Source organism: Caballeronia arvi, assembly GCF_001544695.2.
GTDB lineage: Bacteria > Pseudomonadota > Gammaproteobacteria > Burkholderiales > Burkholderiaceae > Caballeronia > Caballeronia arvi.
Genome location: NZ_FCOM02000038.1, coordinates 21,617 through 34,161 on the forward strand (window position 1 = coordinate 21,617; position 12,545 = coordinate 34,161).

At 60.1% G+C, this 12,545-nt stretch carries 17 protein-coding genes; 6 read left to right on the forward strand and 11 right to left on the reverse strand.

The window, feature by feature from the left end; translation table 11 throughout:
* Nucleotides 1-59 precede the first annotated feature (59 nt).
* From AWB74_RS29980 to AWB74_RS30005, 7 genes are all read right to left on the reverse strand, one after another.
* Entirely contained in the window at nt 60-656 is a 597-nt protein-coding gene (locus AWB74_RS29980) for a hypothetical protein (RefSeq protein WP_235024730.1), read from the reverse strand.
* Complete coding sequence (locus AWB74_RS47425) at nt 650-874, reverse strand: hypothetical protein (protein WP_235024731.1); 225 nt, start codon at nt 872-874, stop codon at nt 650-652. The genes AWB74_RS29980 and AWB74_RS47425 overlap by 7 nt, the downstream gene beginning before the upstream one ends.
* Nucleotides 871-1,056, reverse strand: a complete 186-nt coding sequence (locus tag AWB74_RS45810; RefSeq protein WP_143749328.1) for a hypothetical protein — start codon at nt 1,054-1,056, stop codon at nt 871-873. The genes AWB74_RS47425 and AWB74_RS45810 overlap by 4 nt, the downstream gene beginning before the upstream one ends.
* A 203-nt stretch (nt 1,057-1,259) precedes the next feature.
* Nucleotides 1,260-1,532, reverse strand: coding sequence for a hypothetical protein (locus tag AWB74_RS29990; RefSeq protein WP_061150267.1), 273 nt, complete (start codon nt 1,530-1,532; stop codon nt 1,260-1,262).
* A 314-nt stretch (nt 1,533-1,846) separates the two neighbouring features.
* The gene (locus tag AWB74_RS29995) at nt 1,847-4,168 is read right to left on the reverse strand and encodes an AAA family ATPase (protein ID WP_061150268.1); all 2,322 of its coding nucleotides are present in this window, start codon (nt 4,166-4,168) and stop codon (nt 1,847-1,849) included.
* Complete coding sequence (locus AWB74_RS30000; protein WP_061150269.1) at nt 4,156-4,695, reverse strand: hypothetical protein; 540 nt, start codon at nt 4,693-4,695, stop codon at nt 4,156-4,158. Before AWB74_RS30000 ends, AWB74_RS29995 begins: the two co-directional genes overlap by 13 nt.
* A gap of 231 nt (nt 4,696-4,926) precedes the next feature.
* A complete protein-coding gene (locus tag AWB74_RS30005; RefSeq protein WP_235024732.1) occupies nt 4,927-6,129 on the reverse strand; it encodes a metallophosphoesterase family protein in 1,203 nt (400 codons plus the stop codon).
* Between AWB74_RS30005 and AWB74_RS47430 the strand changes: the two genes are divergently transcribed.
* A complete protein-coding gene (locus tag AWB74_RS47430) occupies nt 6,106-6,402 on the forward strand; it encodes a hypothetical protein (RefSeq protein ID WP_235024733.1) in 297 nt (98 codons plus the stop codon). The genes AWB74_RS30005 and AWB74_RS47430 overlap by 24 nt on opposite strands.
* A 31-nt stretch (nt 6,403-6,433) precedes the next feature.
* Here the strand turns inward: AWB74_RS47430 and AWB74_RS30010 are convergent, their stop codons facing one another.
* The 4 genes from AWB74_RS30010 to AWB74_RS30025 form a co-directional block, all read right to left on the reverse strand.
* On the reverse strand, nt 6,434-6,625 hold the full coding sequence (locus tag AWB74_RS30010) for a hypothetical protein (RefSeq protein WP_061150271.1): 192 nt from the start codon (nt 6,623-6,625) through the stop codon (nt 6,434-6,436).
* Nucleotides 6,626-6,637: 12 nt separating this feature from the next.
* On the reverse strand, nt 6,638-7,132 hold the full coding sequence (locus AWB74_RS30015; protein WP_061150272.1) for an NADAR family protein: 495 nt from the start codon (nt 7,130-7,132) through the stop codon (nt 6,638-6,640).
* Nucleotides 7,133-7,313: 181 nt separating this feature from the next.
* On the reverse strand, nt 7,314-8,615 hold the full coding sequence (locus tag AWB74_RS30020; protein ID WP_061150273.1) for a recombination directionality factor: 1,302 nt from the start codon (nt 8,613-8,615) through the stop codon (nt 7,314-7,316).
* Entirely contained in the window at nt 8,612-8,878 is a 267-nt protein-coding gene (locus AWB74_RS30025) for a DUF7696 family protein (protein WP_061150319.1), read from the reverse strand. The genes AWB74_RS30020 and AWB74_RS30025 overlap by 4 nt, the downstream gene beginning before the upstream one ends.
* Before the next feature lie 674 nt (nt 8,879-9,552).
* Here AWB74_RS30025 and AWB74_RS30030 point away from each other — a divergent pair.
* The 5 genes from AWB74_RS30030 to AWB74_RS30050 all read left to right on the forward strand — a co-directional run bounded on the left by AWB74_RS30030 (nt 9,553) and on the right by AWB74_RS30050 (nt 12,505).
* Nucleotides 9,553-10,152, forward strand: a complete 600-nt coding sequence (locus AWB74_RS30030) for a hypothetical protein (RefSeq protein WP_061150274.1) — start codon at nt 9,553-9,555, stop codon at nt 10,150-10,152.
* 102 nt (nt 10,153-10,254) lie between these two features.
* Nucleotides 10,255-11,160, forward strand: coding sequence for a hypothetical protein (locus AWB74_RS30035; RefSeq protein ID WP_061150275.1), 906 nt, complete (start codon nt 10,255-10,257; stop codon nt 11,158-11,160).
* An 8-nt stretch (nt 11,161-11,168) separates the two neighbouring features.
* The gene (locus AWB74_RS30040) at nt 11,169-11,621 is read left to right on the forward strand and encodes a bactofilin family protein (protein WP_061150276.1); all 453 of its coding nucleotides are present in this window, start codon (nt 11,169-11,171) and stop codon (nt 11,619-11,621) included.
* A 25-nt stretch (nt 11,622-11,646) separates the two neighbouring features.
* A complete protein-coding gene (locus AWB74_RS30045; protein WP_061150277.1) occupies nt 11,647-11,862 on the forward strand; it encodes a hypothetical protein in 216 nt (71 codons plus the stop codon).
* A 463-nt stretch (nt 11,863-12,325) separates the two neighbouring features.
* Entirely contained in the window at nt 12,326-12,505 is a 180-nt protein-coding gene (locus AWB74_RS30050) for a CsbD family protein (protein WP_061127526.1), read from the forward strand.
* Nucleotides 12,506-12,545 lie beyond the last annotated feature (40 nt).

Genomic DNA, 12,545 nt, shown 5'->3' on the forward strand with positions numbered 1-12,545 from the left:
CCAGAGAAAAGCAGGGACGCCCCTTTCGGGATGCGCTCCCGAAAGGGTCAATGGGTGAATCAAATCAGATCATCAGCCGTCGCACGTTGTGCCTCTTCAAGACCATCATGCGCCGCTGCGAACATGTCGGCTTGCCGCGTTGCGCGATCCAGCCGCGGAAGCGTTTTCGCATACCGGCTCACGCTGGGACCGTCGAAGCTGTCCGCACCGGCTGCCGCACAGATGCGGATGCGCCGCGCCGAGTTCACGCGACCAACGTGCAGATAGCAATGACGTCGGCGTGCGAGCGATCCCCACACGTGCGCCGTCTGCTCCTTCCATTCCGTTGAACCGCCCACGAATATGCCAACGGCAGGGGACAGGAGAGAGGCAACATCGTTGACCTGCATGCCGTTCTGAACTGCGATCAGCATCCGACATGGCATGCCGCGCAAGCGCTGCAGCCACTTCAACGAGTAGTCAAGCGAGGCCAAGCCGCCCATAACGATGTCTGGAAGGACGAGCCAGTCGGCCCGTTCGCCCAGCCGTTCAACGGCGACCGAAAACGCATACTCGTCGAATGGCGCGCCTTGCTGGTACGCCGTCCACGCGCCGTTGTCCAACGCATAGCGGCGAAAGCCCTCGGTACGCAATTCGCCTTTGGCCGAGATCAACAAGCGCCAATCTGCCCCCTGCAGTGCCGCCAGGTTGCGGCGGTGCCGGTGCGGCTGGCATAACCGACGATCGGCTGCCGGTGCATTGCAATCCGCTCCTCGATTTCCGGGTCGTCATCGGCAGAACCATCGACGCCGTGATAGTCCGCGTAAGCCATCAGTGCTTGTGCATAGCCGGTTTTCTGGCCACTGGCGTATTGCTCGAGCCACGGCGGGATCATTGCGGCCCCCTGTTGCGGGGTTGCACTCTGCCGCCGATGATCACGAACGCCTTGGTATTGATGTTCCGGACCCACGGTCGGACTTCTCCGGCGTGTGTCGGTGTGCCGGCGATGTAGTCGATCGCAGCTTCCAAGTTGGCGAACTGTTCCGGCGATGCGCCGAGCTTTGCTGCTTCAAACATCGAAACACTCCACAGAAACGTGCGGAGCGACCCAGCGGGTCGCTTGCCCGCAGGGATTGAAAAAGAGAGTTGGCAGCTATCAGGCGCCGCTTTCTCGGGCACCTTCACGTTCTGCCACCAGCGAACGCCCGAAGGTAGCTCTCTGATGAACGCAAACACATCAGCCTCTACCCGAGCGAGCTCGATCACGGAGTCCTTAAAAATCAACGACTGGAGGTAGACGACATTTCGAGCGCGGACGCACCGTGTTTTTCAGCGATGCGGGTCAGCGTTTCGAATGCATCGATCAGCTCCGCATGGAACTGTTTGGCGTCAGCGGCGAGGCGCAACGATACGTCCGCATCGCCAATTGCGCCTAACACCGCATCGCATTGTGCTTGCGTGTCCTCAGGCCCGTACTGCTCGGGCTCAATCCAGCTTCGTCTCACCATGTCATTGAGAATATCGTCGACGAAGTCAGTACATGAGTAGGCCATGAAAGGCTCCCGTTAAGTCAGATGAAGGGGCGTTGTCAAATGCGACGCAGACGGCCGGTATCGAAAGCAGACGCGCGACGCAGGTACGGCGGACGCGGCTGCTGAGACTGCGCGGTAGCCGGTGCAACTGGTTGCGCCGGCGGCAGGCAAGGCACCGCGTTCGAGTGAAAGGGACTGCCGGCTGCCGCGAGCAGGAGCATCAAGAGATTTGCCATGAGAGATGAGCGCCAAGCGACGCGAGAAAGGAGGAAACGAGAAGCGCCCCCCTGCTGGGGTCCCCTGAGGGGGGCGACTCCCCAGAGGGTTAAGAGAAATCAGGCGGCAAGCGCGTGAACGTCGATGACAGCATCTGCTTCGGCGACGAGCTCGGGCGTCTGCGAGATAAAGAACTCCCGCTGGTACCTGCCCTGCCGAAGCACTTCGCGCTTCATGCTCATGAACTGCACTTTGCGCTGCGGATCGAGAGGACCGTCCGACTCGTCACTGAACAAGGTCTGATACGGCTGACCGGCGTTCTGTGCGAGATACAGCGCGATGCCGCGCGTCAGGCACTCGTTGATCCACACCTTCTGGCCGCCCGACATCACCGAAACCGACTTGCTAGTGTCGGCATCAGCGTCGTGGACGAGGATCTCGAAGCCTTCACGCAACTCACCATTGGCGAGCGCGCGTTGCGTGCGGATCTCAACAGTGAAGCGCATGCCGTAACAAGCGAGCAAGAGCTCGTTGACCGTATGCGTGAGCGCGGGGCCGGCATCGTCGATGGTGAGTGCTACCACCCCGTCGTTGCCGAGTCCTTTCGCCAGCAGCTTCCACTGGGCGATCTCATCAGACAAGCGATCCGCGCGTGATTGCGTCGCGGAGAACTTCTCCAACTCGACCACCAACGCCTCGCCCTCCGCCTGCAGGACGCTTTGCGAACGGATCAATGCTTCGATCCGCCCATCAAACGCTGCGACGGCTTCGCGATTTGCGGCGCGGTCCCGGTCCAGCTTCGCGATCGCGGCCGTCACATCGACGGCTGCAAGTCGCGTCGCCTCGTCGGCAATGCGCGCCAGCTCCTCTGTCATGCGAGCCTTTTCGGACTCGTACTTGGCGGACCGCGTGGCCCCTTCCTCGCCGATCGAACGCAACTCTGCCTGTGCGGCTTCCAGTCCCGAGTCCGCCGCGTCCAGAAGCGGCCTGCTTGCAGCCAACTCGGTCGCTACCTGCAACGCCCGGCGAAGCTGTGCGACTGCATCAGTCACGGCCAACATCTCGACGCGCTTTGCCGCCAACTCAGCCGGCACCGTCCCCAAGCCTTCGGCTTGCGCCTTCTTCTCACGATACTTGGCTCGAAGATCGGCGACCGAAATGCGTTGCGCCTCAGCTTGCGTCTTGGCCTGCAAGGCCTGCGTCAGCAAAGGACACTGAGCGTGCATCGCATGCCCAACACACGGAACCTGGTCGACCACAGCCGCCTGCTTACTCAGCGTGTCGAAATGCGCCGCCTTGGTCGTACCCTCGCTCATCATGCTCGAGAGTGAGACGCTCAAAGTGCTGAGCGTTGCGTTCTTCACTTCAAGCTCGGCAATGTCACGCTGCAGAGGACTGAACTTCGCCTCCTCACGCGCGATCGCCAGCTCAGCCTCTTCGCGCTTCGCGGCCGCACCCAGGATGGCATCTCGACGAGCGAGCGTTGCCTGGTGCGTCACGATCGTCCGATTAAGCAAGGTGACGCGTTGCAGACTTCGAGCGACAGCAGCTTGCTCGTCGCCAGCAGCGTTTCGCGATGCCTTATTCAGATCTTCCCGGCGGACGCCAAGTTCACGTAGACGCGCTTCGACCGAAGCGGACTCGCTTTGCTTCGCGGCAAGCGTGGCCCGCTCCTGACCAAGCTTGTTGGCTTGCGCAAGCGCTGCCTCGCGTTGCTTACGTGCTGCACGCAAAGCGTCGCCTTGACTCACGATCGACTGCTCAACCTCGACTTTGCGCTGTCGCTTACCCGCAAGCCTCGCAAGTTCCGACTGAATGCCATCGAGCGACTTCCCGAGCAGCTTCGCGACATCGCCCGCTTTCGCCGACAACGCCTTCAGATGATCGATGCCGAGCAACTCTGCCAGAAGCGTCTTGATTTCTCCCGCGCCGTACGATGCAAGCGGCCGGCGATTCTGTGCCGAGAAGACGCTGGTGAAAAACGTTTCGAGCGAACCGTTGATCGCCTCCACACAGCGGTTATACGACTCCGCTTTGCCGTCCGACACCGTGCCGTCTGGCAGCGATACAGGACGCCACGCGCCATCCATGCCGCGGTAGGCGACGTAGTATTCCGCCTTGCCAGTCTTTCCGGGCTTGCGGAAGATGAACGAGGATCGGTAGCGAATGCCATCGTGCTCCCATTCGAGTTCTTTCAATGCATTGGTGCCACAGATGTGATCCCAATACGAGAAAGCATCGACAGAGAGTTTCGATGCGCGCGACGGCATGATCGCATACGGGTGCAAATTGTCCATGATCGTCGTCTTTCCGGCCCCGTTCGGGCCGGTCAACGCGATCAGTCCATCCGGCAGCGATTCCAGATCGAGCGTGATGCTCTCCCGCTTCATTCCATCGCGGACGCCGACAAAGCCTTCGAGGGTCAGTTTCAGAGGCCGCATGACATGCCCTCCGAGTCAGACAACGAGGTCGAAACCGCTGCCATCTCCGCGTAAAACGCTTCGTCATCTTCGTTGGGAAACGAGGCGTTCAGATCCGTCGAGACGACCGCGCGTTGCGGTGCCCGCAGTGACCCATCCAGAGCGGATGACACGTGATCGCACGCTCTGCTGAACTCGCGTCGCGCGTTCGTCAGAAGCTCCGACCATCCGCTGTAGCCCGTGAGGCTGCGGATTTCGGCCGGCGACCATTGGCTCGCATACCCCTCCTGATAGGACCAGAGCAGATGCTGCATTTGCACGGTCGGCGTGATCGCGACTTCCGTCGCACCGGGTGTGGTCGCCAGCAACAGCAGAGTCTGACCAAGTTGCGCCAGTACAGCGCCGCGATGTTCGCCGAACGGCTGATGCTGGATCGCCGTCGTGAAACCGGCGAAGTCCACCAACGACTTTTGAATATCGCGCGCCGTGTTGTCGGCGAGCGAGTATGAGCGAACCCATGAGGGACCAGCAGGATAAAGACCAAACATGACGCACTCCCATGAAAAGGGCGGAGTGCGCCCCGGTAGGGGTCGCGCCCCGCCAGGGTGAAAGATTGATTGAACTGCTTGAGAAAGGTGCTGCAACTACTGTATCGATGCGTCAATGACGCGGCGAACCTCTGTTTCGATAGCGGCGGGAAACTTCCGCGCTATCGGAACACGGCTACGTGTTCAGTGTGAAGGAGCCGTGCTGGCCTCCTTCACATATCGAGGCTGTTACTACGCCGCGAACAAATCATCGTCGAGCCACGAAAGCTGCCCGGCCAATCCGGATGGAGTACCGGATGGGCCAATCGAAGCCGAGTCGACGACTTCAACCGTCGCGTCGGGCATCGGCAACTCTGCCGGCGCTTCGATGTCCGCAACCGGTATCGCTGCAGGTCTGTCCGCAGGCGGGCTTTCCAGGGCAGCTGCACTGTCTATCAGGTTCGACAGGACACGCGCAGCGATCGACTCAGCATCACCAGTTTCGAGAAGCTGCAGCCGATCCAACAGCGGGCCTGGCGTCACGTCCGTATGCTCACACCAGCGCTCGATTTTCCGATCGATCGTCGTCTCCAGACTGATCCCTTGCGCGCGCGAGCGGACCACGGGCAGGATGCGCGCTTCGACCTTCAACTCTGCTGCGTTCGCGAACAACGCTGCGATCGCCTCGCGGTCGACCGACTGGCGGTGCTCTTCGTCGACTTGCCAACGAATGCGGACGAACTTGTCCGTTGCATCCAGCGCGATCGCGGCAAGACGCTGGATGTCAGGCGGACCATCGAAGTCAATACAGAGGGTCTCGCGCGAAGGCGTCACGATGAAATCCGCTTGCGCGTGCCCCACCTGAACGTCCCACATGAGATAACCCTTGTCGCCGTCTTCGCCGTAGTGGAAGCGCCCGATCGATCCCGGATACGCCACCACTCGCCCGGCACGCTCCCACTGTTGCGCCTTGTGGATGTGTCCCAGCATGAACGCGTCGCACTCGGCCTCGAAGAGACTGCCGAGCGAAAACTCATGATCGAAGCCTGCCATCGTGACGCCGTGCTCGGTCGTGCAGCCGTTGACCGTGCCATGCGACACGCCGACCGTACGAACACCCTCAGCGCGAAGCTGCTGGTTGATTCGTCCAGCGGCACTGAGGTAGTCGGACAGCACGCCCTCGAGTCCCGTCGCCGCGTCCTTTGCGCCGACGGCTGCCGCCAGTTGCCCCTTGTTGACGGTGGGCAAACAGGTGAATACGACGTCGGCGCCGATCGAGAGTACTTCGCGCAGCTCGTCTTCGGAGAAGACCGGTCCGCTCGATGCATAGAACCGGCCTTCGTGAAGACTAACCTGCTGGACGCGCTCCGCAACATAGATCTGATGTGTTGCCGACATCAGTTCGAAGTTGCGAAGCGTTCCCGGCGGCTCATGCAAAAACGTTCCCTGCAACATGAGCACCGGCATACTTCCGCTGAGCCCATTGATGCGTCGGGCGAGCCGATGCAGGGACGGCGCATGCGCGTCGAGCCGATGATCGGTCGCGTCACCGGAGATGACAGCTACATCCGCGTGCATGAGTACTGCGTGCTCGGTCGCGAAGCCAAAACAGCGATCGGCCTCTTCGAGATTCCCGGGCGCGTAATGCAAGTCAGAGAAATGAGCGATTTTCACGTCGCCTCCATAATGAAAAAGAGCCGCCCCGTTTCCGGAAGGCAGCTCGATTGATCCAACGCCAGACCTCGACGTAGCGATTGACTCAAAACACCGTAATGCATCCTTCCCCTTCGCCCCATTCAATCGTGAGTTTGGAGGGAACGGGTTCGATATAGGAGGTGCTCTTGCACCCCTGGCATTCAACGACGATGCGTACGGTGCGGTCCGCGGTGAACACCTTGAAAGTGTCGTGCCCGCAGCCGCCACATCGCATCTGCTTTTGATCAGTCAACATAGGCTCTTGCTGTCATTGTTGCGATTGAATAGACAGCGCGTCCCGGACATTCATCAGCGCTTGGCCGAGAAGGTTCTGGGCACGCCACTTCGATTTGTCTGTGATGTCGGGATGACGCTCACCTAGCCCCACGCCCCAGATCACGTCGTAGGGACTCGCCTCGACAATCTCAGTCGGAGCGGTCGCAAGAAGCAGCGATCGCAACCCGGGATGCTGCGCGAACTTCTCGCGGCAACCAACGTAGACGATCGACTCTCGTTTTTCCTTCCACGTTCCGAGGTCGTAGCCCTTAACCTGGCGGCCAAGTGCTTTCTGCTCTTTGGGATGATGAGCGGAGAGGATGGCTTGTGCCGCCGCTTCATCACCAAAAAGCTTCGCCTTCGAGAACATCGTCATCTGTTCCACCGACGTAAACGCCACGCCGTGATACACGAACCGGCACGGATGCCAGTTGCTAAAAGCATCGTCCGCGCCGAAGAACAGCGTGAAGTTGCCGACTCTACGCATTGGAAACTCCTTCGCGTGAACAAGTAGATGGGCCGCCGAAGCGGACGAATTCGATGCGCTGAAGCCGCGCGGTCGAAAACATTTGAGCAAGCGTCTCTTGCTGAAATGCTCTCATGCGCAACAGAAAGGAAGCGCCAGCCTTTCCCGCGTCGAAATAGCGCGGGAAAGGGACTGGCTAGAGTTATTCGTAGAGCACGCTTCCAACCGCGTCCTGGATCTCGACGTCAAGCGACGCGGGATCGTCGAGCGCGGCGGTCAGCCTCGAATTCATCGCACCAACGTCCGCGATTCGTTCGATCCAGCCACGACCGTACCGCTGGTGCGCGTACACGCGAAAGCCATGCTGTCGCTCGGATTGGTTCAGCCCAAGGCGTTGAAGCAGGTCAGACATCCGGTGGCGCTTCTCTTCGAGCGTCTCGTTGGATTCAAACCGCTCTTCGACTTCGGGCATTCCCGCCGATTTACCGCCGGTGCTCAGGCTGTCGTCAGGCTGAAGGGTCGCTTCATGCAACGTTTCGACCGAGCCATCCGCTTCGATCAGCGCAACCGCCCGACTGGCCGCGTCCAGGGCAAGCTGCCCTTCTTCCGCGCCATCGAGCAGCGCGCCGAGGTCAATGTCAGCATCGAGCACGGTCAACATCTGCTTCTGCCGAACGGCTTGCCCGTTATCGTCGATCCGGGTGATGTCGAACTCTTTCTTCGAGAGCCAGAAGCGCGTGCCGGTGAGCCTGCCGCGCGCGAGCGACACGGTTTGCATCGCCGAATACGCTTTCTGAAGCACGTAGATCGAATTGGTCGGCAGCTCAATCAGGCCGAGGCCTTTCACATCCGGAATCGCGAACACGAAATTCGCGGTCAGGTTGCACTTTCGGTCCTGATACTGCGGACAAACGTGCGGGTCGCAAATGCCATCGGGAATGTCATCGTCCTGCCGGTGCACTACGAGTCGACCACCGAAAGACCGGCGGGCACGTTGCGCACGGGCATTGCGCTCGACGGGCGCGTACATCTTGCAGTAGCGCTTGCCGTCCCGATCATACTCGGAGAAGTACTGCCGCCCCGCTGTCGTGTAGGCCGCCATCTGGTTGGGCACATTTCGCAGCCAGTCATCGAACGCGAACATGACAGGGAAGCGATACAGCTTCACGCCCTGCCCGCGATCCTCGCCATACAGCCGCAGGATTTCGTCGGCCGTGTCCGGATTCGAGAAGTCGGAGCGTCTGCACACGAAGTACGGCACGTTCTTCGGAACCAGCGCATTTCGCAACTTGAGCGTCGTTTCCAGCAGCTTGCCGATGGCTTCATAGGACTCGCCCGCGGCCACCATGTCGTGATACAGCTTGACTGCGCGATCGTTCGCCTGATTGGCGCGCGTGAGTACCTTGATACCGGGTCGAATCTTGCCGATCGTGGGGGGGCGAATCGCTCGCTCTTCGACGAGACTGCGCGGGGCGTGATCGAACATCTGAACAACAGCGTTCATGACGGTTTCCTTGCGAGAAAAAAAATGGTGTTGGTCCGCAGCGTGTCGGCCTGAGATTGCATCTCCCGGGCCGCCGTACTGCCGCGACGAACGCTCACGTGGTGGATAAAGACAGAGCGCTCTGAGTCGCTGTACATCGCGACCTGAGCAACTTCGCAGCGCGCGCGCCAATCAGGGGACGCAGTGTCCGCTTGCTCGCGCTCGGTATCGATTTGATGCTTGATGGCCTCAGCAATGCGCTGGTTGAGGCGGTCGGGCAACAGCATGAACAGCACCTCCGTTGAGAAAGGTCCGTCGCGGGGAGCGACAGACGAAAAAAAAAGCCCGCTCCGGTGAGGGGGCGAGCTTCGTGAAATCGATAGAGAGGGAGGCCTACGCGCCACGTCCCTTCCGGGGACGTGACGTGCAGGGAGCGCCCGGAGATCCGGGGCGCTCAGTCAGAGAACGTAAAGTCGTTCTCGCGCGGCATGGTCACGCCGCGCAACAGCCCTTTTCGGAATTGCTTCCACCGCAGGTTTCACGGATCAGCCAACTTCGATCGTTCTACCCAGATCAGGCTCTGGAGAGAGAACACCCGAAGGGTTCGAACGATGTACCGGTGCAAAGAATGCAGGCCAGGATACGAGTATCACGGCTGAAATTGGGGAGTGTGTAGCGAACACACTCAGCACAAGGAAGATTTCCACACCGGTAGCGATCCGGTCGGAGCATGCGAACGCACAAGGCGAGCACGGCTTGCAGAAAAAAGATGGGACTCCGGGCTTGGAGTCGAGGTCGATGCGTCGGCGACGCGGGGAATGGAATTGAGTATCCGGGTTAAATGCGCTCGTGTGCAGTGGAAAGCTCGCGAAATTCGTATAGCTTTCGCTGCCTTGACACTTGTCTAAACAATGAAAATCTTATGTGAGAGAGAACACAAACGAACCGAAAAACGATCATGGCTGTTATCAACATGGAAATGCCCGACGAGGAACCGACACGCGCCTCACCTCCGAGCAACGAAAGCGCGGCCGAGAGCGGTCTTCGCCCCCTTTCAAGGCTCACCAGTGATAGCCGTCTCGCCAGAATTCACGCCGAAACGCTCGCGCTGACAGAACTGCCCTACTACTCGAAGTTCGCGCGTGAATTTTTGCGCTCAGACTTCAACTTCGCGGCCGCAAAAATGACCGTCGCGCGTGGCGGCAAGCTCATCGCGATCGAAGCGGAATTTCGAGCCGCCGAGGCTTTCTTCAAGAAAGCGCTGGATTGGGCGAACAAGTTGCCGGGCAGACGCACACCCACTCAACCCGAGTTGGTGACGCTGGAGATCAAGCACGCCATGTCGGGCCGGCTCGTTCGCGTGCTTTCCATGTATGACCAGCTTTTCCTGAAGACAATGGAAGCGCTGATGTTCCGCTCTCTGACGGCGCAAACGCGTCAGGCCGCGCTGCAGGCGGCCGAAATCCGCGTCAAGCAAATCCCTTTCTTGTGCATTCCGGACAACAACAGGTTCGCGCCTGAAGGTGTGTTGCTTCCCGACCCCGACGAGACGCACTGAACTGGTTTTAATGACCTTATCCGCGCTCACCTTGATTTCCGGCAGCGCTGTTTAAGCTCGATCCAACACGTCTTCGACCAAACCTACACAGGAGGATCCCGCATGGACTTGCGCGAAATTCAAAGACTGCATGCGCAGTTCGCACCTGACTCGATGACCATTGATCTGCCGCGTCAAATTGCGGCGCTGCCGGCACCGGCCGTGTTTGAAAGCGACAGCAAATCGTCGAAGCTGACATCGCGCATGTCCAAGTCCGGTCCGGTTTTGCGTCGCTGCGCCAAGCCCCTTCTCATCGCACTGATCGTCGCGATGGCGGGTGTCGGCGCGGCGAGGATCTGGCATGCCGTCGGCGCGAGCACGATGCCGCAAAAGAGCAGCGGGGAAAAGGCTTCGTCGCAGAAGAACGAAAACGCGACCGCGCCGGTCCTCGCCAGTGAACCCGCTCTTCGCCCGATCGACGCCTCGCCTGCTCGCCCGGTCGCAGTTGCCCCGATGCTGAGCGCGAGCGACCTCGGCAACGCGCCGACCGTCGGATTGACAGTCGATCAGTTTCGCAATTCGCTCAGCCCGACGTCGGCCACGAATACCGGCAACGCAGGCGCCGCCAAAGCCACGCCGACCGCGTCCAACGAAACGAAGCTTGCAGCCGTCTCGCCGATCCGCCAGTCGCATCGCGAGCCGCAAGCCGCACGTGCAGTCGCCGCGCCCCAGCCGCAAATCGTGCAGGCGGAATCGAAGCCGGTCGTGCCGGTCGTGCCAGTCGTGCTGCCGGCGCCGCCAGCACCGGCGACCACGTCATCCGCGAGTGCTGCCGTCGCGCCCGTACCGGCTCAAGCAGCCGAGCGCGGCACGTCGTCACCGCCAGCGACCCGGGCGCACAGCTATCGGCATCACACCGTACGTCCGCGCGACGAGCAGGCAAGCGACAGCGACACGGCCCCGGCGGCGTCGAATAAGAAGCCCGCACCGGCGAGCCGCGCCGGTTCCAACGAAGTGCAAATGTTCTGAGAACTCACATGAAAACCGAACTCAACATCACGCTTATCGCGCCGGGCTGCGCCATCACCGGCGAGATCGTGGTCGACCACGGCGTGTCCTGCTTTGGCCTGCTCAACGGCGGCATCATTTCGACACAGGGTCTCTTGCACATCGGCGAAGGCGGATTCGTCAAGGGCAGCGCAGAGGGCGAGCACGTGCGCGTCGATGGCCGGGTGGATGGCGACGTACACGCGCGCGGCTCGCTCGAAATCAATGGTCAAGTTTCCGGCGACATCTACTACAGCGGCACGATCCGCCTTGGTCCGCGCGCCTCGCTCGATGGCACGCTCAAGCGCGTCGCACGCATGCTTACCATCGAAAGCGAACCGGTCGACGATCAGAGCCCGATCGCAGGCGTCCCGCTGACCGCGCCCAAGGCCGTCGAGCGTGAAGCCTCGAACGTGACCGACATCTCGCGAGCCATTGGCTGATTTTCCTCAACCGAAGGAACCGTTGATGACTGCAGCAGTTGATTTCTCACCGCTCGTATCCGTGGTGGTCACAGGTAGCATCAAGATCGTCGCCAGCTTGACGATGGCGCTTGTCGCGTACCTCGTTGTTTTTCTGATATTGAAGCGCCGTGTCGATAGCCGATTAGCGAATCTTGCGGGTAGCGCGATTTCAGGTTTTGCAGGAATTGACGCGCTGTACATGTTCTTCGTTGGCCACTAACTTGGAAACGGAGAGTGCTGATGTCTTATAGGTCGATCGCCGCGAGCGATTCAATCAGGCGATTTTCGATCCCCCTGCTTTTTTTCGCAGGCGCCTGAACGTGTACCCACTCGAACCGATCTTCGACTTTCACACCACAACATGGGAGGCGGCGTCTCAAGAGGCGGCGTTCGAAGGTCGGTGTTTCTGCATGTTGGATACGGGCCGGATCCTAAATCGGGACGCGATGCCTCCCGCAACGCCGCACTGGAACCCCCAGACTTCGACATCAGAGGATGCACCATGGAAAACCGCTTGTCTAATTTCGATTAGGGTTTATACTTAACCCGTCTCCTCCATGTCTCCACTAATATGGATTTAGCCCGCCATCGCGCGGGCTTTTTATTTTTTGGGAATCAAGACGGGTCCAGAGTTTGCTCAAATCTAAGCGTGGAATTCTCCACGGACACGACGGAGGCTGACCATGAACAAGGACCAGGTGAAGGGCACGCTCGAAAAAGCGAAGGGTAAGGTCAACGAAGGCGTTGGCAAGATGACCGGCGACACCACGCAACAGGTCAAGGGCCAGGTGCAACAAGGTGCAGGCGAAGCGCGCAAGCAGTATGGCGACGCCAAGGAACAAGTGAAGAAGAACCAGCCGTAAGCTCTTTGCTTGAGCTTTTCTTCAAGGGAGCGCCGAATCG